Origin of the sequence: Flagellimonas sp. HMM57 (assembly GCF_021390175.1) — a bacterium.
Taxonomy (GTDB): domain Bacteria; phylum Bacteroidota; class Bacteroidia; order Flavobacteriales; family Flavobacteriaceae; genus Flagellimonas.
On sequence record NZ_CP090004.1, the window covers coordinates 74,025 to 95,513 of the forward strand.

General features: G+C 38.4%; 19 protein-coding genes. 10 read left to right on the plus strand and 9 right to left on the minus strand.

Annotated features, from left to right (window positions below; genetic code table 11):
• The first annotated feature begins 119 nt into the window (after nucleotides 1-119).
• On the plus strand, nucleotides 120-542 hold the full coding sequence (locus LV716_RS00330) for an STAS/SEC14 domain-containing protein (RefSeq protein WP_163419303.1): 423 nt from the start codon (nucleotides 120-122) through the stop codon (nucleotides 540-542).
• Here the strand turns inward: LV716_RS00330 and LV716_RS00335 are convergent.
• Entirely contained in the window at nucleotides 539-2,077 is a 1,539-nt protein-coding gene (locus LV716_RS00335) for an NAD(P)H-hydrate dehydratase (RefSeq protein WP_163419304.1), read from the minus strand. The two genes, LV716_RS00330 and LV716_RS00335, sit on opposite strands and share 4 nt — an antisense overlap.
• 251 nt (nucleotides 2,078-2,328) lie before the next feature.
• Here LV716_RS00335 and thrA point away from each other — a divergent pair, with 251 nt between their 5' ends.
• From thrA to thrC, 3 genes are all read left to right on the plus strand, one after another.
• Complete coding sequence (gene thrA / locus LV716_RS00340; RefSeq protein ID WP_163419305.1) at nucleotides 2,329-4,773, plus strand: bifunctional aspartate kinase/homoserine dehydrogenase I; 2,445 nt, start codon at nucleotides 2,329-2,331, stop codon at nucleotides 4,771-4,773.
• 1 nt (nucleotide 4,774) lies between these two features.
• Entirely contained in the window at nucleotides 4,775-5,695 is a 921-nt protein-coding gene (locus tag LV716_RS00345) for a homoserine kinase (protein WP_163419306.1), read from the plus strand.
• A 65-nt stretch (nucleotides 5,696-5,760) separates the two neighbouring features.
• Nucleotides 5,761-7,056 (plus strand): threonine synthase, encoded by a 1,296-nt coding sequence (thrC, locus tag LV716_RS00350; protein WP_163419307.1) that lies wholly within the window; start codon nucleotides 5,761-5,763, stop codon nucleotides 7,054-7,056.
• Nucleotides 7,057-7,171: 115 nt separating this feature from the next.
• Here the strand turns inward: thrC and LV716_RS18490 are convergent, their stop codons facing one another.
• Complete coding sequence (locus LV716_RS18490; RefSeq protein WP_305070344.1) at nucleotides 7,172-8,449, minus strand: carbohydrate-binding protein; 1,278 nt, start codon at nucleotides 8,447-8,449, stop codon at nucleotides 7,172-7,174.
• A 479-nt stretch (nucleotides 8,450-8,928) separates the two neighbouring features.
• On the opposite strand from LV716_RS18490, the gene gcvT reads away from it, so the two are divergent.
• The 5 genes from gcvT to LV716_RS00385 all read left to right on the plus strand — a co-directional run bounded on the left by gcvT (nucleotide 8,929) and on the right by LV716_RS00385 (nucleotide 12,884).
• A complete protein-coding gene (gene gcvT / locus LV716_RS00365) occupies nucleotides 8,929-10,014 on the plus strand; it encodes a glycine cleavage system aminomethyltransferase GcvT (protein ID WP_163419308.1) in 1,086 nt (361 codons plus the stop codon).
• Entirely contained in the window at nucleotides 10,015-10,929 is a 915-nt protein-coding gene (locus LV716_RS00370; RefSeq protein WP_163419309.1) for a glutaminase, read from the plus strand.
• Nucleotides 10,930-10,932: 3 nt separating this feature from the next.
• Nucleotides 10,933-11,754: a sugar nucleotide-binding protein gene (locus LV716_RS00375; RefSeq protein WP_163419310.1), complete on the plus strand. Its 822-nt coding sequence runs from the start codon at nucleotides 10,933-10,935 to the stop codon at nucleotides 11,752-11,754.
• Nucleotides 11,755-11,809: 55 nt separating this feature from the next.
• On the plus strand, nucleotides 11,810-12,097 hold the full coding sequence (locus LV716_RS00380) for a 4a-hydroxytetrahydrobiopterin dehydratase (RefSeq protein WP_163419311.1): 288 nt from the start codon (nucleotides 11,810-11,812) through the stop codon (nucleotides 12,095-12,097).
• Nucleotides 12,098-12,173: 76 nt separating this feature from the next.
• A complete protein-coding gene (locus LV716_RS00385; RefSeq protein ID WP_163419312.1) occupies nucleotides 12,174-12,884 on the plus strand; it encodes a YebC/PmpR family DNA-binding transcriptional regulator in 711 nt (236 codons plus the stop codon).
• Nucleotides 12,885-13,107: 223 nt separating this feature from the next.
• Here LV716_RS00385 and xylE read toward each other — a convergent pair whose 3' ends face one another.
• From xylE to LV716_RS00400, 3 genes are read right to left on the minus strand one after another with little or no spacing between them, the layout of a single operon-like run.
• Nucleotides 13,108-14,517: a D-xylose transporter XylE gene (xylE, locus tag LV716_RS00390; RefSeq protein WP_233759190.1), complete on the minus strand. Its 1,410-nt coding sequence runs from the start codon at nucleotides 14,515-14,517 to the stop codon at nucleotides 13,108-13,110.
• A 3-nt stretch (nucleotides 14,518-14,520) separates the two neighbouring features.
• Nucleotides 14,521-15,855: a xylose isomerase gene (gene xylA / locus LV716_RS00395; protein ID WP_163419313.1), complete on the minus strand. Its 1,335-nt coding sequence runs from the start codon at nucleotides 15,853-15,855 to the stop codon at nucleotides 14,521-14,523.
• A gap of 52 nt (nucleotides 15,856-15,907) precedes the next feature.
• A complete protein-coding gene (locus LV716_RS00400; protein ID WP_233759191.1) occupies nucleotides 15,908-17,446 on the minus strand; it encodes a xylulokinase in 1,539 nt (512 codons plus the stop codon).
• Nucleotides 17,447-17,510: 64 nt separating this feature from the next.
• On the opposite strand from LV716_RS00400, the gene LV716_RS00405 reads away from it, so the two are divergent.
• The gene (locus LV716_RS00405) at nucleotides 17,511-18,194 is read left to right on the plus strand and encodes an NUDIX domain-containing protein (protein WP_163419314.1); all 684 of its coding nucleotides are present in this window, start codon (nucleotides 17,511-17,513) and stop codon (nucleotides 18,192-18,194) included.
• 260 nt (nucleotides 18,195-18,454) lie between these two features.
• Here LV716_RS00405 and LV716_RS00410 read toward each other — a convergent pair whose 3' ends face one another.
• From LV716_RS00410 to LV716_RS00425, 4 genes are read right to left on the minus strand one after another with little or no spacing between them, the layout of a single operon-like run.
• Nucleotides 18,455-19,237, minus strand: coding sequence for an ABC transporter permease (locus LV716_RS00410; protein ID WP_163419315.1), 783 nt, complete (start codon nucleotides 19,235-19,237; stop codon nucleotides 18,455-18,457).
• On the minus strand, nucleotides 19,230-19,934 hold the full coding sequence (locus tag LV716_RS00415; RefSeq protein ID WP_163419316.1) for an ABC transporter ATP-binding protein: 705 nt from the start codon (nucleotides 19,932-19,934) through the stop codon (nucleotides 19,230-19,232). Before LV716_RS00415 ends, LV716_RS00410 begins: the two co-directional genes overlap by 8 nt.
• On the minus strand, nucleotides 19,931-21,169 hold the full coding sequence (locus LV716_RS00420) for a nitrous oxide reductase family maturation protein NosD (RefSeq protein ID WP_163419317.1): 1,239 nt from the start codon (nucleotides 21,167-21,169) through the stop codon (nucleotides 19,931-19,933). The genes LV716_RS00415 and LV716_RS00420 overlap by 4 nt, the downstream gene beginning before the upstream one ends.
• A complete protein-coding gene (locus LV716_RS00425) occupies nucleotides 21,169-21,468 on the minus strand; it encodes a cupin domain-containing protein (protein WP_163419318.1) in 300 nt (99 codons plus the stop codon). The genes LV716_RS00420 and LV716_RS00425 overlap by 1 nt, the downstream gene beginning before the upstream one ends.
• Nucleotides 21,469-21,489: the final 21 nt, after the last annotated feature.

The following is a 21,489-nucleotide window of genomic DNA, read 5'->3' on the forward strand; positions in this document are numbered from 1 at the left end:
CCCATTTTATTTGAACCAAATCTGCCGTACAAACGATATTTGCGCTTTTAATCTAATATTTTTCTAACTCTCTGACGTTAAATATATTTTCGTTCACGAGACACTATAATTATTTGGGGATGAAAATTGCTTCTACGAAGAAAGCTGTTGTTACACGCGAGTATCAATTGGATATCGGTAGCATTCAAGTTTATGACAACTACATGGTTTCAACTTTTGAGGAAGGTGCTACATTGACACTGGAGCGTGCGTATCAAATTATTGGAATTTCAGAAATACACTTTAGGAATAAAAACTTTGGATATATCAGTCTTCGTAAAAATTCTTATGCAGTTGACCCTACCATATATAATTATTTAAGAGGCTTAGAGAACTTAAAGGCATTCGCCATCGTTTCCAAGAAGGAAATAGACATGCACAACTTTAAGATAGAGAAGTTGTTCTACAAAAAGAACATGGAATTCTTCATCGAATATGATAATGCACTGGCATGGATCAAAAAAAGGCTCAAAAACAAAAAAAGGAAGAAAAACAAACTCTAAGGATTCTGCTTTTCACCTTCTTGATTTGGAGACCTTAACAGTTCCAAATACGCTTTACCAATATTTTCTACAACGGTTGAAGCCTTCAAAGCTTCATACCCACATTGTGATACAGCTATATCCCCTGCTAAACCATGAAGGTAAACTCCAAAAATTGTGGCATCCAGAGAAGAATAACCTTGTGCGATCAAACCAGTGATAATACCCGTTAATACATCACCACTACCAGCAGTTGCCATACCGGGATTTCCGGTTGTGTTCACATAGCCTTTTTCCCTGTAAACCGAAATACTATGCGCTCCTTTTATGACCAATACGCAATCGTTCTTTATTGAGAAAGCTTTTGCTTTTTTCAGTTTATCAAAATCATCTTTCCATGGACCAATTAAACGTTCGAGTTCTTTAGGATGTGGTGTCAATACCGACTGTTTAGGGATACTCTCAATAAAGTCGGGGTACTTTGCGAGAATATTGAGACCATCGGCATCTATAACCAATGGAACCGTATTTTTCTTCAAAAACCTACCAAAGGCTTTCGATGTAACCGTTTTTGTCCCCATGCCCATACCTATTCCTATAACACTTGGCTTAAAAGGAATTTCAATATTGGTAATTTTCTCATCTTCATCATCCGTTACCACCATAATTTCTGGAATCGCCGTTTGTAAAGAATGATAACCGCACTCAGGGACAAAGGCAGTAACCAAACCGCTTCCAATACTTAAGCACGAATTACTGGCAAGTTGCACCGCACCTATCTTACCATAGCTTCCACCAACAATCAAAGAATGTCCATATGTGCCTTTATGCGAAAACTTCTCTCGCTGTTTATATAACGGCAACACTTCGTTTATACCTATCAACTCGTAATCTGTTACTGTTGCATCTATATAATCTGGGTCCAATCCAATGTCCAGGATTTCCCATTGATTTTGATAGATTCCAGTTTCGGGAAGGAAAAATACCAACTTAGGTACTTGAAAACTAAGCACATAGTTTGCTCGTATTACATTTTCTGCATCCCATGGAACCCTATGGCATGGCAAACCAGATGGAATATCCACAGAAAGCACAAAGGCAGATGATGCATTGATGTGCGCAATAAGCTTCGAAACCCAAACATCGGGAGCCCTATTCAATCCAATACCAAAAATTGCATCGATCACAATATCATCGGGTGATATTTTTGGCAATTCGCTATCCGCATTTATAAAATCGGGCCATATTTTTCGGTCCTTTAATCGTTCAAGATTTAAAAGAAAGTCTTTTGAACGTTTTTCACTATAGTTTACCACATGAACTTGAATGGAATAACCATTTTCCTTCAGATGCCTCGCAAGCGCAATACCATCGCCACCATTATTACCAATTCCGCAAAAAAGTTGAATATTGACATTGGCCCCTTGCAATCGGGAATGTATCCAATCAAATATTCCAGTAGCGGCCCGCTCCATAAGATCATCACTACTTATTTTCTGTTTTTTGATCGTGGATTTATCAGCTTGATAGATTTGTTCGGCAGTGAAAATTTTCATTCAACAATAAAAATTGATTATTAGTATATTTTTCGCAAAAATTCTACAAACATTTGAGGAAGCTCTCAAAAGCATTACATTTGACCTCTATAATTGTAGTATGCAATTTAAACAAACGGATATTAATTTGGCATTGATGACATCTTTTTCATCTATCTTCACATTGACTACCATTACCCCTTTGGGGTAGTCATATTATTAGTTCCGTCCGTTCCTTATTTATTTTCCATTTTTCCATATAAAAATCACTCATGAAAGTCTTAAAGTTTGGGGGCACCTCAGTAGCCAATCCAGAAAATATAAATCAAGTTAAAATAATCGTCCAAAATGAAGTTTCGGACAAAATAGCTGTTACCGTATCAGCATTTGGCGGGGTCACAGATTTACTGCTCCACACTTCACAACTTGCTTCAAATCAAGATTTAGCTTTCAAAGATGGGCTAAAAAAGATTGAGGACAGGCACATGGAAACGATTAAAGAACTTATCCCCGTGAATGCGCAAAGTGGCATTTTAAGTAAGGTGAAAAGTGATTTGAACATTCTTGAAACACTTTTGGAAGGTTCATTTTTAATCGGAGAACTCACACCAAAATTATCGGATAAAATTGTCAGCTACGGCGAGTTGTTATCTTCTTTTATTATTGCTGAATTTTTTAAAACAGCGGGTCTCGATGCTGGGTTTAAAGACACCCGGGAATTAATTACAACTGATGAGAATTTCGGAAACGCACATGTCGACTTTGAAAAAACATATTACAATTGTGATGCATTTTTCAAGAAAACAAATCATGCAATAACTGTTTTGCCAGGTTTTGTTGCTTCTAGCAATGCCGGGAACCTGACCACTTTAGGTAGAGGTGGGTCTGATTATACGGCAGCGATTGTTGCAGCTGCTGTAAGCGCCGAAGTATTGGAAATATGGACCGATGTCAGTGGTATGTATACCGCAAACCCTAAGTTGGTGAGGCAAGCGAAATGTGTATCCCACATCAGCTATGAGGAAGCTATGGAGCTCTCGCACTTTGGGGCAAAAGTGCTTTATCCTCCAACCATTCAACCGGTTTTGAGCAAAGAAATCCCAATCGTCATCAAAAACACATTTGTTCCTGAAGATGAAGGAACCCATATCGCCAAAAACAGTAATGGTAATGGAAAAACTGTTAGGGGCATAAGCCATGTGGGCGGTATTAGTTTGCTTTCCTTGGAAGGACCCGGTATGATCGGTATTCCAGGAATATCCAAACGTTTTTTTGAAACACTTTCCATGGAACATATCAGCGTTGTGCTCATTACGCAAGCCTCATCTGAGCATTCCATCTGTGTAGGCATCTCGGATAATGATGTAGAAAAAGCAGTAACCAGTGTAAATGAAGCGTTTGCTTATGAGATTGGCAGTAAAAAAATAAATCCTGTGCTGGTGGAAAAAGACCTTGCCATTGTTGCATTGGTAGGCGACAATATGAAAAGCCACCAAGGATTGAGCGGTAAAATGTTCAGTACATTGGGAAAAAATAACGTAAATATCAGAGCAATAGCACAAGGTGCTTCCGAACGAAATATTTCCGCGGTAATTAAAAAGACCGATGTAAAAAAAGCCCTTAACTCGCTACACGAAGCATTTTTTGAAGAGAATATAAAACAGCTCAACCTCTTTGTAATGGGTGTTGGAAATGTAGGCTCAAAATTTCTTGACCAAATAAAACAACAGAAAAAATACTTAAGGGACGAATTAAAATTAAATATAAGGGTCATTGGTATAAGCAACTCCAGAACCATGATTTTTGATGAAGACGGGATTTCCTTAAAGAATTGGGAATCAGTTTTAGCCAATGGTCAAAAAGCGGATAAAGAAGAGTTCTTCAAAAAAATAAATCAATTGAACTACCGTAACAGTGTATTTGTCGATAATACCGCCAGCGAAGAAGTCTCGCTTACCTATTCCGATTATCTTAAAAACAGTATTTCCGTAGTTACCTGTAACAAAATTGCATGTTCGTCAGATTATGGGTATTACAAAGAATTAAAACAACTGGCAAAGCAGTTTAATTCTCCTTTTTTGTTTGAAACCAATGTGGGTGCTGGACTTCCAATTATTGATACTTTAAAACACCTGATTGCTTCTGGTGACAAAGTACATAAAATTGAAGCTGTACTTTCGGGTAGCTTAAACTTTGTCTTTAATAATTTTGACGATTCTGTCACTTTCCACGATATCGTTAAACAAGCGCAAGAAGAAGGATATACCGAACCAGACCCAACTATAGATTTAAGCGGTGTTGATGTTATGCGAAAAATTCTCATTTTGGCACGGGAAAGTGGTCACCAATTGGATATGAATGAAATCACAAGTGATTCGTTTTTACCAGCAGAAAGCTTGAAAACAAACTCCAATGAGGAATTTTTCGAGACATTAAAAGAGAATGAAGCAGGATTTCAAAACATCTATAAAGAAGCTAAAGACGAAAATAGCAGACTTAAGTATGTGGCGCAATTTGAAAATGGAAAGGCCAAAGTAGGGCTTCAAAAAATACCCAATGGACATGATTTTTATAATCTTGAAGGCAGTGATAATATTGTTTTGTTCTACACCGAACGCTATCCCGACCAGCCTTTGATCATAAAAGGAGCCGGTGCAGGTGCCGAAGTCACCGCATCTGGTATCTTTGCCGATATTATACGAATTGGAAACTTTTAAGATGGAAGAACTAAAGGTTTTTTGTCCAGCGACCATTGCCAATGTTTCTTGTGGGTTTGATGTTTTGGGATTAGCATTGGATTCCGTTGGAGATGAAATGATCGTAAGGAAAATTCCAGAAAACACAATAAGAATTACTAAAATCACTGGACAGAAACTTCCGTTAGAAACGAATAGAAATGTTTCAGGGGTTGCTGGTTTGGCCTTATTGGAAAAAAGTGATTATGAAGGTGGTTTTGAAATAGAAATCCATAAAAGAATCAAACCCGGGAGCGGTATCGGAAGTAGCGCCGCAAGTTCGGCTGGGGCAGTATGGGTCATGAATGAACTTTTGGGCAAGCCTTTTTCAAATCTGGAATTGGTCCAATTTGCCATGCAGGGTGAAAAATTAGCAAGTGATGTAGCCCATGCGGATAATGTGGCTCCCGCTATTTATGGTGGCTTTACATTGGTGCGAAGTTACCGGCCTTTGGATATTATTTCAATTCCTACACCTAAAGCATTGTTCGCCACCGTAATTCATCCGCAAATAGAAATAAAAACTTCGGATTCCAGGAAAATTTTAAAGACTACGATTACTTTAGAGAAAGGTATCCAACAATGGGGAAATGTAGGTGGACTCATTGCCGGACTTTTCCAGAATGACTATGACCTTATAGGACGGTCGTTACAGGATTACATCGTTGAACCCATTCGTTCTATATTGATTCCTGGTTTCGATTCAATAAAAGTAAATGCAAGAGAAGCTGGGGCCTTAGGCTGTGGCATTTCTGGTTCTGGCCCATCAATTTTCGCATTGAGCAAAGGCGAACATACTGCATTGCAAGTAGCCGATGCCATGAAGGAAACGTATAAAAATATAGATGTTGATTTTGATATTCATGTGTCGAAAATTAATATTGAGGGGGTGAGAAGGGTTTGACATCAGACATCAGACATCAGACATCAGACAAAGAAAAATTGACAACGAACTACGAACAACCAAGAATGAACTTTTACAGTCTAAACAATTCCAACAATCAAGCATCGTTTAAAGAAGCAGTTATCGCAGGAATAGCTCCGGACAAAGGGCTCTACTTTCCTGAAAAAATTACTCCTTTATCAAAAGATTTCTTTGAAAATACTGATACTTATTCCAATTATGAAATAGCCTTTAAAGCAATTCATCAATTTGTGGGTTCTGATATTCCTGATGCTGTTTTAAGAACTATCCTTGAAAACGTGTTGGATTTTGACTTTCCTGTGGTAGAAGTTGCTGAAGACATTGCTACGCTTGAGCTTTTTCATGGTCCCACAATGGCTTTTAAGGATGTAGGCGCACGATTTATGGCAAATTGCTTGGGTCATTTTTCTAAAAATGAAAGCAATGAAGTGACTGTCCTTGTTGCCACCTCTGGTGATACGGGAGGAGCGGTTGCCAATGGTTTTTTGGGAGTAAAAGGGGTAAATGTGGTCATACTGTACCCTAGTGGTAAAGTAAGCGACATTCAAGAAAGACAACTCACCACTTTGGGACAAAATATTGTTGCAATGGAAGTTGAAGGTACTTTTGACGATTGCCAAAAAATGGTAAAAACTGCTTTTTTAGATGCAGAAATTACAGCTACAAAAAAATTAACATCGGCAAATAGCATTAATGTAGCAAGGTGGCTACCACAACTGTTCTATTTTTTGTTCGCCTATAAACAGGTTAAGTCCAAGGGTAAAGAAATTGTATTCTCCGTACCGTCAGGTAATTTTGGAAATATTTGTGCTGGAATGGTAGCCCAAAAATTGGGAATGCCCGTCAAGCATTTTGTAGCAGCTACCAATGCCAATGATGTAGTTCCAAAATTTATGCAGCATGGTGTTTATGAACCAGTACCTTCCATAGCAACAATTTCCAATGCAATGGATGTTGGAGATCCCAGCAACTTTGTACGTATTAGACAACTGTACAAAAATAATTTTGCTGCACTTAAAGAAAATCTTTCCTCTTTTTCGTTTTCCGATGAAGAAACTAAAGTTGCCATGAAAGAGCTATATGATAACTCCGGGTATGTTGCAGACCCGCATGGAGCAGTGGGATACCTTGGTTTAAAAACATATCAGAAGTTGAATCCAGATACATTTGGAATCTTTCTGGAGACAGCACACCCTGTCAAGTTTTTAGCTACCGTAGAAGAAACTTTGAATGTGTCCCCTGAAATCCCTCCTCAAATCCAAAAAGTAATGGATAAAAAGAAAAGGTCGATTAAAATACGTTCCTACAATGAACTAAAATCCTATTTACAAAGTACTTAGACATTTCCGATTTTCAATAATTGATAACTTACTCAGAATGGATTGGGGCATGAAATGAACAAAGGGTAGATTTATTTAAAAATCCACCCTTTTCCATTCCAGATCCAATTAGTATTTAATTCGTATGGTCTAGATCATAATCATATACCACGACTTCTCCGTAGTTGTCAGGGTCATTTGCGCTACTTCCTTCCCTATTTGCATTACTTTGGGTGTAGTTACCGATTTTAAAATAAGCATCTCCATAGTCTATGTCCATGAGTACGGAACTACCACCATCTTTGACCAAATAGGAAGAAGCAGAACCGCTATTATAGGCACTCTTTAAATTCCCATCCTCACTATAATAACAATAGTGCCTACCGTTTATCACTTCAAAAATAACTTCGTGAACCGTTCCCAAAGAGTATCCTCTTTTTATGGTGAGATCACTTCTTAATACTTCTCCATTAAAACTAAGGAACAAGTGGTCCCCTTCTAAACGCAATACCATAGCATCGTCTATTCCCTCTGCTTTATTTCCATGTATCTGAGTTGCCACTAAATGGTCTTTTACTATGGGTAAATGGGTAATGGCCTGTTTTACATAAATAAAGTGCTTGCCATTGGTATTCCAATAAATGTCTGAACTTCCATCTTCTTTACGCTCTCTAAATTCGGAGCGAACGTAATCTGAATTGGGTGTAGTACCATTGTTTGTTCGAATAGGGGCTCTAAACACGATCCCGTTTCCTGACCCGTTCACAAAGAAATACTCATTGTTACCCTCACCACAAAGCGTTTTGTCCTCCGACCCATCAGGATAGGTTATTTTCCACTGGTTACAGTTGGGCATCAAATCCGAAGGTATGCTTGCATTTCCAGAAGGTGGTGTACTGCCCGATCCACTAAAACTAAACGAGTCAACATCAAATAAATAACCACTACCACCTTTAAAAACAAGATAAAGGTCAGAATTATTGGAGTTATCGTTCATACTTCCCGTAAAGGTTTGCATAGCGTTCCATCCTCCAGTATTGGATATATTTACCGTTCCCAGCAGGTCGCTACTTGGACCCCCTGCCCTAAATTCTATTCTTCCGCCACTTCTATCACTGGCAGCTCTTACGGAAACAGAAGCTGCTCCGGAAAAGTCAAAATCCTCAAATCTGATCCAATCATTGTTTTCTACGTAGCCAACTTTTGAGCCGTTTACAATGTTAATACCGCTCTGCGCATCATAATTTTCAGCTTGGATCGTGCCAGTAGTCAATTCTGCTACTATAAATTCTTCTTGGGCATTGGTTTCAATATCTTCTTCAAGAGTGCTATCCGAGCAGCCAATTAGAAATAGTAGGCAGCAGGCAATAATCATTTTAGGAATTTGCAGAAAAAAATTTTCAAAGTAATTCATGATAGTGTTGTTTAATTAATAATTCAGAAACGTTGTGCAAATTGGTTAATCAGATTGGTTTACCAATTTGGATAACCAAATATACTGTTAAAAATGTATATCCTTCATTTTGTGTAAGAAAAATCGATAAAATGTTATTTTTTTAACATTTGATTGGCCTGCTATTGAATTTATAGCAAATACCAACCTTCTGCATAATAAAGTTATTTGCCATCCTACACCTAATGATATGTGGGGTTTAGGTGTTTATGGATATTTTATCAAATCAATATAGTTTGATCTGAACTTGAAAATGAATTATAAAAAGCTACGGGGAGAAAAAAATAAGTTTAGGTTTAGGTTCACCATACTAAATGTTTTACTGTGCAACTGGTTTTTTACCCTAATAAATATTCAACAACATTTAGTTCAAAACATTCCAAATCGGTTTCTTGATTCGTCCTTTATTTCAATATTTTTGCAGAGACTAAAATTGAATTATGAAAGATACGGCACTAACCAAAATCCATACTTCCTTAGGTGCAAAAATAGTTCCTTTTGCAGGCTATAATATGCCTGTCTCCTATGAAGGCGTAAATATTGAACACGAAACTGTAAGAAAGGCTATTGGTGTTTTTGATGTATCCCATATGGGCGAATTTTTAATTGAAGGCCCCAAAGCCTTGGAATTGATACAAAAAGTTTCGTCGAACGATGCCTCCAAGCTAGTGGTTGGAAAGGCACAATATAGTTGTTTGCCTAACGAAACTGGAGGAATCGTTGATGATTTGATTATTTATAAAATAAAAGAGGAAACCTATCTTTTGGTCGTAAACGCTTCCAATATAGAAAAGGATTGGAACCATATCTCAAATTACAATGAAGGTATTGGGGCCACAATGCGAAACCTTTCAGATGAATATTCATTATTGGCCATCCAAGGTCCAAAAGCTGTTGAAGCCATGCAATCGCAGTCCTCGATTGACCTTTCTGAAATTAAGTTCTACAACTTTATGGTAGGCGATTTTGCGGGAATAGACCATGTGATCATCTCTGCAACGGGTTATACAGGTTCAGGAGGATTTGAAATTTACTGTAAGAACTCAGAAGTAAAACAGGTATGGGATAAAGTATTGGAAGCTGGCGCTGACTTTGGTATAAAACCTATTGGTCTGGCGGCTCGCGATACGCTTAGACTGGAAATGGGCTATTGCCTTTACGGAAATGATATTGATGAGACTACTTCTCCGCTTGAAGCCGGTTTGGGCTGGGTAACAAAATTCACTAAGGATTTTGTAAACAATGAAGCTCTGGCCAAACAAAAAGAGGAAGGACCAAAAAGAAAGCTGGTAGCATTTCGGTTAGAGGAAAAAGGTATTCCAAGAAATGGATATACTATAGTTGACGAGGCTGGAAATGAAATTGGCAATGTGACTTCTGGAACAATGTCCCCATCACTTTCCAAAGGAATTGGCCTAGGATACGTTTCTACCGAACACTCAAAAATAGATACCACAATCCATATCCAGATACGTAAGAACAAGGTGCCCGCCACAATTGTAAAACTTCCATTTTATAAAGCGTAAATGCCAAATTTTCAGCCCATATTGGATGCTATTTTTCAAGAAGCCAAACAACAGACCAATAAGGGTAAAGTAGCTGACTATATTCCTGAACTATCGGTCGTAGACCCTACTAAATTTGGTGTCGCCATTTTAGATGATATTGGGAATCTGTACAGTGTAGGAGATGCCCAAGAAAACTTTTCAATACAAAGTATAAGTAAAGTATTGACCTTGTCCATGGTAATGTCCCATGTGGGAGAAACATTGTGGAAACGTGTTGGTGTGGAACCGTCGGGAGATCCATTCAACCACCTATCGCTCTTGGAAATGGAGAATGGTGTACCACGGAATCCGCTTATAAATGCTGGAGCAATAGTTGTTTGCGATGTTTTGGTTTCAAGATTGGAAAATCCAAAATTGGATTTTTTGAAATATGTCCAAGATATAGCTAATGACCCGACTATAACCTACGATGAAAAAGTTGCTGAATCAGAAATGAGAACAGGGTTCAGAAACTATGCTGCAGCCAATCTGATCAAATCTTTTGGAAATCTTGAAAACGACGTTGAAAGGGTACTGGATTTTTATTTTTATTCGTGTTCGTTAACTATGTCTTGCGAACAATTGGTGAAGGTTTTTTACATGTTCATGAACAGGGGGAAATGCCTTAGAAACAATACCCATCTTACATTATCACAAGTAAAACGTATAAATGCAATAATGCTTACCTGTGGGTTTTATGATGAAGCTGGAGAATTTGCTTTTGAAGTGGGCCTACCTGGTAAAAGTGGTGTTGGCGGCGGAATAGTGGCGTTATTGCCCAACGAGTTCTGCGTAGCTACTTGGGCACCGGGATTGAACGAGAAAGGAAATTCGAAGCTAGGCATGTGGGCTTTGGAAAAATTAACGACCGAAACAGGTTTGTCAATATTTTAATAGTTGAATAAAAAAAAGATACTGATACTTGGTGCAAGTGGTTTTATAGGCAATGTTATCTATAAAGAACTTTGCTCCTATTTTAATACGTACGGCACCTATTTTTCGAATAGGTCTTTTTCTGATAATCAACAATTCTACCGATACGATTTAGAAGAAGACGATATTTTTCAAATCCTTGACAAAGTGCGTCCAGATTTTATAATCTCTGCTTTACGCGGAAACTTTGGGGCACAGGTACAGGCGCATCAACATGTAATGGAATATCTTATCCAGCATAGATGCAAACTCTATTTTATTTCATCTGCCAATGTTTTTGACGCCTATAGTAAATTCCCTTCCTATGAGTCCGACAAAACCCTATCGGAAAGTGTCTATGGCAGGCTCAAGATTAAAATTGAGAATATGATGATGCGGTTGCCTAAGGAAAAAACTGCCATTCTTAGGGTTCCTATGGTCTTTGGGAATACGTCGCCCAGAATAAAGGAAATAAAATCGAATCTGGAAAACAACGAACCCATTGAGGTCTTTCCAAATCTCATCATCAATGTCACCAACGATGACAGGCTTACACAGCAAATCCATTATTTGATCAATAGGGACAAAACAGGAATTTTTCACTTGGGCAGTATTGATTTAATCCAGCATGAAGAATTTATCAAAGAAATCATTAAGCGTATCGGAAACTATCATCCAGTACTAAAACGAGTTTTTACGACCAATGAGGACAGGTACTTGGCCGCATTGCCCAAAGACAATAAGCTTCCTAAAAATTTAAGGATACGTTATCAAGATATTATTGACCATCACCTTACCGTTGATTAACTTTACCAGTGTCTCTACTATTTTTCAATCCTTATAAACTTGAAAACAATATGATATGGAAAAGTTAAACGAAATCCAGATAAATGAATCATTAAAAGAGCTAAATGGATGGGATTATGATGGTGATCTTATATACAAATCATTTCAATTTAAGGATTTCAAAGAAACCTTTGCGCTTATGACCCAAATTGCGTTTGAATGTGAAGAATTAAACCATCATCCCAACTGGGAAAATGTATATAACAATCTTATCATAAAATTGAATACCCATGATGCCGATGGTATTACACAAAAGGATTTTGACCTTGCCAAACGCATAGAAAGTATCGTAAGCAACAAATAGGAACTCCTTTTAAAACATACTTGCAAAGGGGTCTTTTTTTGTTAAATTTGCCACTATTCGTAACCAAAACTCATGTATGGGAAGAGCATTTGAATTTAGAAAAGCACGAAAAATGAAGCGCTGGGCGGCTATGTCCAAAGCGTTTACCAGAATTGGAAAAGATATTGTCATGGCCGTTAAAGAGGGTGGTCCCGACCCTGATGCCAACTCTAGATTACGTGCAGTTATTCAAAATGCAAAGTCGGTCAACATGCCCAAGGACAATATTGAGCGGGCAATTAAAAGAGCTTCCGATAAGAACCAAGGGGATTACAAAGAGGTTTTGTTTGAAGGCTATGCGCCCCATGGTATTGCCATTCTTATTGAAACCGCTACCGATAACAACACCAGAACCGTTGCCAATATCCGTAGTTATTTTAATAAGTGTAATGGTAGTTTGGGTACTTCGGGCTCGGTAGAGTTTATGTTTGACCATACCTGTAACTTCAGAATAGCGGGCGAAGACATAGACCCCGAAGAATTGGAACTGGAAATGATCGATTTTGGTGCCGAAGAGGTTTTTGTGGACGAGGATGGTATTCTAATTTATGCCCCTTTCGAAAGTTTTGGAGATATTCAAAAAGAATTGGAATCCCGTGAAATAGAAATTCTGTCATCTGGATTTGAACGTATTCCACAAGTTACCAAAGAGCTTTCAGAAGAACAGATAGCTGATGTTGAGAAACTCCTGGAAAAAATTGAAGAAGATGATGATGTACAGAATGTATACCATACCATGCAGGAGTAAGCTCTTTAAAGAAAGTCTTGTTCTTAAGAAACTTTTTTACAATAGATGTATAGCTTTTTTTGAAATTAGAATAATCTTTTTCAACCTAGCTTACCTGTGAATCTATGACCAGAATTCGCTCAATATCCTGAACATCGCAATAATTGATATAATCCCATAAGAGTATTGAATTCCATATATGCTTCCAAAACAAGATTTCAATACCATAATCCTATTCGTAATATCATTCCTTAATCCAAAGTCCCTCCATTTGTTCCAAAGATTTCCCCTTGGTCTCAGGTACCCATTTCCATACAAACCACGCCGCGATAAAACCAATGATACCGTACAACCAATACGCAAAACCGTGATTGAATTTTTCGGTCAACCATGAATTTTCGTTCATCATCGGAAAAGTCTGTGATACGATGAAATTGGATATCCATTGTACTCCTACTGCCAAGGCCATGGCTTTGCCCCTAATCTTATTGGGAAACATCTCCGATAATAGCACCCAAGTAACGGGACCCCAAGAAATCGCAAAAGCAGCCACATAGACCAATATACTGATCAGTGAAAGTAATCCCATAGTATTGGTGGAAAATGTAGTCCCCAGTGCCAACATACTTATCCCCATACCTATGGCACCGATAATTTGCAATGGTTTTCTACCAAAACGATCTACCGTTTTGATAGCTATAACCGTAAAAGTGAGATTGATAGCACCTACTATTATGGTCTGCAACAGCGATGTATCTGTATTGGCCCCAGCATTTTTAAAGATTTCAGGAGCATAATAAAGTACCACGTTAATCCCTACAAATTGCTGAAAAACAGAAAGAAGGATACCTATAAAAATGACAAGATACCCATAGGAAAATAAGCTTCCTGAAGTATGGCGGGTAATTCCGCCAACAATACTCTCTATGATGTCTCTGGTATTCTCCTTTGGATTTATTTTGTTTAGAATTTCACGTGCCTCTTCCACTTTTCCTTTCAGTACCAACCATCTTGGACTTCTTGGGACAACAAACAACAATATGAAAAATAGAGACGCAGGTATAACTTCCGAAGCAAACATCCAACGCCAGCCCACCATTCTGAGCCAGTCTTCGCTGCCTTGGTTGGAAATACCGTAATTAACAAAGTATACCACCAACATACCAAAAATAATGGCAAACTGGTTCCAGGATACCAAGCTGCCACGGCGTTTACTTGGTGCTACTTCTGAGATGTACATCGGGCTTAGCATAGAAGCCAGTCCTACACCTATACCTCCAATAATCCTATAAAAAATAAACTGTTTGAGATGGGCATGGTTTCCCTCACCTATAGCTGCAAAACCTAACTCTGGCATAGCCGAACCCAGTGCCGATATTAAAAAAAGTAGCGCTGCCAGCATTAAACTTTTCCTACGCCCAAAACGGACCGAAAAATAGCCGCCCAAAATACTTCCTATAATACAACCGATCAAAGCGCTTGAAACCACAAAGCCCAATAAAGAGTTTGCTCGTAATTCGTCGTAGCCCAGAGGATCAACGAAAAAGCTTTTAAGGGAGCCAACGGTCCCAGAAATAACAGCAGTATCGTATCCAAATAGCAAACCACCTAGAGCGGCGACCAACGTTATCTTTGTTAGGTATCCTTTTTTCAAAATCTATAAATATTGGTTAATTATATTTTCAAATAACTCTTGTTTCCCACTAAACTGTTCAAGTTTGGAGTTTTCAAGTGCTAATCTCGTAAGGTCATCCAAGGAAAGTTTTCCATTTTTAAATGACTTTCCCGCCCCGGAGGAGAATGAGGCATACCGCTCCTCTCTTAATTTCCTGTAGTTTGATTTCTCAAGGATTTTATCGGCAAGGATAATTGAACGGGCAAATACATCCATCCCTCCTATATGGGCATAAAATAAGTCTTCAAGATCAGTAGAGTTCCTCCGCGTTTTTGCATCAAAATTAATACCTCCGCCTTGGAGCCCCCCTGATTCTAGAAATACTAGCATAACCTCGGCCATTTCATAAATATTATTTGGGAACTGATCGGTATCCCAACCATTTTGATAATCTCCCCGATTGGCATCCATACTACCCAGCATGCCGGCATTGGCAGCAATCTGTACTTCATGTTGAAAGGTATGCTGTGCGAGCGTGGCGTGATTCACTTCCAAATTGAGCTTGAAGTCATCCATCAGATCATATTCCCTTAAAAACCCGATTACCGTTGCCGCATCAAAATCATATTGGTGCTTCATCGGCTCCATAGGCTTGGGTTCAATGAAAAAGTTTCCTTTGAAACCGTTCGCCCGGGCATAGTCTTTGGCCATGTGGAGAAATGTTGCTAAATGATCCAACTCTGCTTTCATATCGGTATTGAGCAAGGACACGTAACCTTCACGGCCTCCCCAAAACACATAATTTTCTCCACCTAGTTTAATGGTGCTATCTAATGCCTGTTTAACCTGTGCACCAGCGTGAGCAACCACATTGAAGTCAGGATTTGTTGCTGCCCCGTTCATGTATCGAGGGTTGGAAAACAGGTTGGCCGTTCCCCAAAGCAGTTTAACACCCGATTCTGACTGTTTCTGATAGGCATAGTCAGTAATTTCCTGTAATCGCTTCTCGGAAGCAGAGAGAGTCTCCGCTTCATCGACAAGGTCATAGTCGTGAAAACAATAGAACGGCGCCCCAATCTTGGTAATGAATTCGAAAGCGGCATCCATTTTATCTTTTGCACGATCCAGGGCATCGGTTTTTGAGTCCCATGGAAATGCTTTGGTACCAGGGCCGAAGGGATCTCCTCCAGTTCCACAAAAGGAATGCCAATAGGCAATGGCAAAACGAAAATGCTCTTCCAGGGTTTTGCCTGCCACTACAAGTTTTGCATCGTAATATTTAAAAGCCAAAGGATTGTCTGACTCTTTTCCTTCAAATTGGACTTTTCCTATTCCTTTGAAAAACTCCTTGCTTCCTATTATCACTTGTTTGCCCATGAATTTATTATTTATAGATTGATTTTTATTGGATCGTTTTGATAGTTATTTTCTAATTGAACCCTATTACTTTTTTTAGATCTTCTTTCCATAGCCTATAAGAGCTATAGTAGTCATCAGTATTTGTAGCAGGCTCATATGTTCTGATTATCCGGTCGCCCGCCATGGCTTCCTTTAAGGAACTAAATTGACCCATACTGTAAGCTGCAGCTCGTGCTGCACCTATTGCTCCGGTTGTCTCCACCATATCTATTGGTCCTTTCATCAATGTGGCCACGGTATTGCCAAAAACCTCCGACCTGAACAAGTTGTCATTGCCGACCCGAATGGATGTAATGTCCATACCCATTTGGTTCATTATCTCCATACCATATGCAAAGGAATAAGCAATGCCTTCCAATGCCGACCGAAAGAGATGGTTTTTTGAGTGTCTATTAAATTGAAGTCCACATAGATGACATCCAACATCTACATTGTTCAATATGCGTTCAGCACCGTTACCGAAAGGAAGCATGCGTAAACCTTCGGCACCTATAGGTATTTTCTTGATTGCTTCTTCCAAATCATCATAAGAGAATCCCTTTTCAGCAAGTTGTTCTTTTATCCAACGGTATTGTATACCAGAGCCATTTATACAAAGGAGGACGCCAATATGAGGGTTGTCCATACTATGGTTAACATGTGCAAAGCTATTTACGCGGCTATGGGGTTCGTAAACGAGATTATCTGTAATTCCGTATACTACGCCCGAAGTCCCTCCCGTAGCGGCAACTTGTCCCGGTTCCAATACGCCAAGGGACATGGCATTGTTTGGTTGATCACCAGCACGATAACCTACGGGTATTCCATGGTTTAGTCCCAATTCATTGGCCGCCTCTCGAGTAAGGTAACCCTGTTCTGAAAAAGTAGGTACGGAACTAGGTATTAATTCGTTTGGTATTTCATAATAGTCGAGTAGTTTTTTATAGGGTTTCCCTGCATCAAAATTCCATAACATGCCTTCTGAAAGTCCGGCAACGGTAGTATTTGCTTCACCTGTCATACGTAGGGCTATATAATCTCCCGGCAGCATAAACTTGAATATCCTATCAAATAAATCAGGCTCATTTTCTTTTATCCAACGGAGTTTGGAAGCTGTAAAATTACCTGGGGAGTTCAGTATATGGTCAAAGCATTCTTGCTGTCCCAACGTTTCAAAAGCAAGATTTCCAATTCCAACTGCTCGACTATCGCACCAGATAATTGACGGCCGAAGAACAGTCCCCTGTTTGTCGACCAAAACAAGACCGTGCATTTGATAAGAAATACCAATGCCCTTTACATCTGATGGATTCACACCGGTTGTTTTGAGAAGTTTTCTTGTCGCCAGTTTTATATGTTCCCACCATACCACCGGGTCTTGTTCGGCCCATCCTGGTTGAGGGCTGGAAATGGCCATTTCAGTATTTGGACTACTTGCAACTCCTATGTCGACATTGGTTTCACCATCCAAAAGTGCAGCTTTTATTGAAGAACTACCAATATCATAACCAATATAGTACATATATAAAAAATGTTGTGTTGGGATATAAATATAACTAATAATAGTCATAATGACTATTATTAGTTATATTTATTTTCTTTGCTATCTTTTGCCAACGTTTATAAAGAACGATATGAAATCAACAGGGTTGATAATGGACGACCTGTCCATAGATTGCGTTATTTTCGGTTTTACCAATGGATTAGAAGTTTTGTTAGTGAAGCATGGAGAAGGTATTAGTGAGGGAAAATGGGCGTTACCTGGCGGATGGATCAATACAGATGAGTCTCTTGACGCCGCGGCATATAGAATCCTATATTTGTTGACAAACGTTGAAAATATTTATCTACAACAACTGAAAGCTTTCGGTAGTGTAGACAGATTCCCCACGAAACGTGTTGTTACCGTAGCTTATTACTCATTGATAAAGGCTGCTGATTTTAATCTGGTCGCAGGTTTTACCGCCTCTGATGCGAAGTGGTTTAAACCGGAAAGAATACCTCCATTACCCTATGACCATCGTGAAATACTCGATTTTGCTTTCAGTACACTTAAGAAACAGGTAAAACAAGAACCCATTGGTTTTAACCTACTTCCTGAAAAATTTACTTTATTTCAGTTACAAAACTTATATGAATCCATACTCGGAATCAAATTGGACAAGCCCAATTTTAGGCGGAAAATTTTGGGCATGAAACTGCTCATCGACTGTAATGAGAAACAGGATGACGTCTCTCACAGGGCAGCCAAGCTCTATCGTTTTGATAAAGAGGTATACGATTCTTTGAAGGATCGAAAATTTGTACTTGACTTCTAAAAAACTTTTTAAAAATTAGATTGTTCAATTAAATGAATTCTGATATAAATTATAACTTTTTGACTTTAAACTATAGTTTATCTTATAAATAACCCAGATTTCCTATTTATGTGAATGGGACAGGGATTTAATATAATTCTAAGAATGTATATCATACCATGTAGCTAGCACTCTGCGCTCCAATACATTGTTGATTTATCAGGCTTAGAAGGCTAATATTCTCCAGCAGGCTTCATTCAGGTTTTGAAGTTCTTTATATTTTAGAAATCCTTTTTCTTGGATTTAACAATGAGTCGCCAGATAGGCAGAACGGTCCAAAGTATCAGCATAAAAATGGAGAGAAACAATCCTTGCTGTGTTCCAAAAAAGGTCTTAAAAACTGCTCCCGTATATCCCAACAGTGCGGAAATATCCAATTTCAACAGTATTAAAATTCTTGAAAGATCAATGGGGTTTAACGTTGTCGCTACTATGGAAAACGTATCCAATGGATATTCTTCAAAAACAATGAGTGACATCAAAAACAGTCCGTCGTAGATTACGGCCAAAAAAAGCCAAAGCAATACCGCATATCCAAATCCTTTAATTTTGTTTTCATTGGAAAGTCCCATGTTAAACGAAAGAGCGGTAAAAATAAAGGTCAAAAAGGCCCCTGTTACCAACAAGAGCGAAAAATCAAAAATTGCATCGCTTCGTAACAGTCCGTACAAAAGAAAGGGAATACCCAGACCAAATACCAAGCTCAGCGTTAACGAGCCAGCCACTCCCAAATATTGACCCAGAAAAATCGAGGAACGCTTAATGGGTTGCGCCAGCAATAGTTCTGTAAATTCTTTAGAATTGTAGTAATACATAATTCCAAAAATTGTTCCTATAAGTGGCACCAATACTATAATGACGTTCATCAAGGTGATTATGGCCTTAGAAACATCGTTGTTCAGGAATAACAGCACAAATCCCAGACCTAGGTAAAACAGGAAGTACGCGTAACTCCAACGGCTACGGACAAGGTCGTAAAAGCTATATTTTAGAATCTTAAGCATTAGCGGTCGTTAGTGTGGCAATTGCACGTTCTACATCGGTTTGGTCAGTTTTTAGCTTTAGGTCATGTATACTTCCTTTAAAGTAGATATTCCCCTCTAATAAGTAGACAATTTCATCAGCTACTTCTTCTACAAATTGCATGATATGGGAAGTGACCAAAATAGTTTTTCCTTTCTCTTTTTCATTCTGAATCAGTTTCTTTAATCGTATGAGTGCAGCAGGGTCCAATCCGGTTGTTGGTTCATCCAGAATAATCAAGGGGCTATCGAACATGAAGGTCAGTACGATATTTACTTTTTGTTTGGTTCCGCCTGATAATGTTGACAATCGTTTATCCAAAAAAGGCTTAAGCCCAAAAAGGGAAATCAGGACTTCCTCTTCGCTTGGCCTTTCCCTAAGGTCCTTTATCATTCGTATCAACTCTTTAACTTTAAGATTGCCTGGAAAATTGGCTATTTGTGGCAGATATTCTATTTCCCTCCGGTATTTCCATTGATTTTTTATGGATACCCCAGAAATCGCAATAGTTCCCTTATTGGGAACCACCATTCCCAAAATACTCTTGATCAGCGTAGTTTTCCCCGATCCGTTTGGCCCTAAGATGGCTATGATACCGCCTTCACTTATTGAAAGATTCAGGTCTTTTAAAACTTCATTTTTACCGAATCTCTTGTATAAATTTTCAATCTGTATCATGGTATCCTCTTCATTCGTGGATTGGCATCCATAAGTTTATCCGGGGTAAAAACAGGTGAAACCTTCTCAGAAAAATCGATAATATCCATAAACAGGCTGCGTAACAGTACAATAGTTTCCGGGGTTCGGTTCACAATATAAGAGAATAGCTTTACGGGTCTATAAGGCACATCCCCTATTCCATTTTTATCCAAATCGTATCCTGTATAACCACTCCAATAGTTTTTATCAAATACGTTGTCGTTTAATTTGCTATTGTAGGAGATGTCAAAACTGTTATTCAAAAAGTTGTTGTTTGTAAACTCATTGGTATAACAAGCTCCCAAGGCTTTTATGGCCCATCCGTTTTGAATAAAATCATTGTTGTTATAGGTAATTCTATTAGAACCTTCTATATTAATCCCTATGGTATTCTCCTCAAAGGTATTGCCCGATATTTCGCCATCGTTTATTTCTTTCAACAAAATTCCGTAAGCGGCAGTACCCCAGTTTTTCCGAAATACATTGTCCAACATTTTAATATGTTTGGAAAACATGACCGCTACCCCTGCACCATTATTCTCGAAAGTATTGTTGGTATAGACATCATGATTGCTGAACATAAAATGGAGTCCATATCTAAGGTTGTTTGTACTGCTATTATTATTGATAGTGACATTGTCTGAAAATTCCAGATATATGCCATCCCTAGTACCTTGAACGAAATTACGGTCTACGGAAACATTATGGGAATACCATAATTGAATACCATTGCCAGAGTTGTATTCATCCTTTGCATCACCAATAATCTTATTATGGTAAACTTTTCCATTGTTGGATTTTTCTAGATAAATCCCAAAAAAAAGTTTTTCCAATACAAGGTTCTTGATTACAAAATTTTCACTTTTTACAACACGCAAAGCGGCATAATCCGTTGTATAGCTCACCCCTACATTGATAAGAAAAAGTCCGTCTACCGTTACACCATCCGAAGTAATTCTGATAATCTCCCCTTTTTTCTCCCCATCGACTACAGGATAGTTTTCACCTTTTAGCGTTAGCGGTTTATCGATAATAATGTTGAACTCTTTGTAAGTCCCTTTTTTAACCAACAACGTATCATACTCCGATGCTAATACTATGCCTGCTTTAATCGATTTTACGGGACAGGTTTCACATATTTCTATGGTATTGCCATATACCCCTTGCACATATAGAACGGTAAAAACAAGTAAGACAAAACCGTATTTTTTCATTATCGGATAATAAGGAATTTTGAATCTTGGAAAGCCTCTACCCAATGCTCTGTTTGTTTAGGAAAACTGGTTTTTTGTTGGTTTTTAAGAACTACAGCGTCTTTCCCTATATAAAAAGCAATATGTCCCTCCAAAACTATTAAATGGGCGTCTTTGGGCGATTCATGAGGAGGAAAAACTGCTCCCTTTGCTAAACTGATGCTCAAAATTTCAAGTGAATCATTTTTTACAAGTTGCTTTACTTGCAACCCTTCAAATGCTTGAATTGCTATGGTATTCTCGATTTCAATATTTTCCATACTTTCTGGCACTTTAGTATC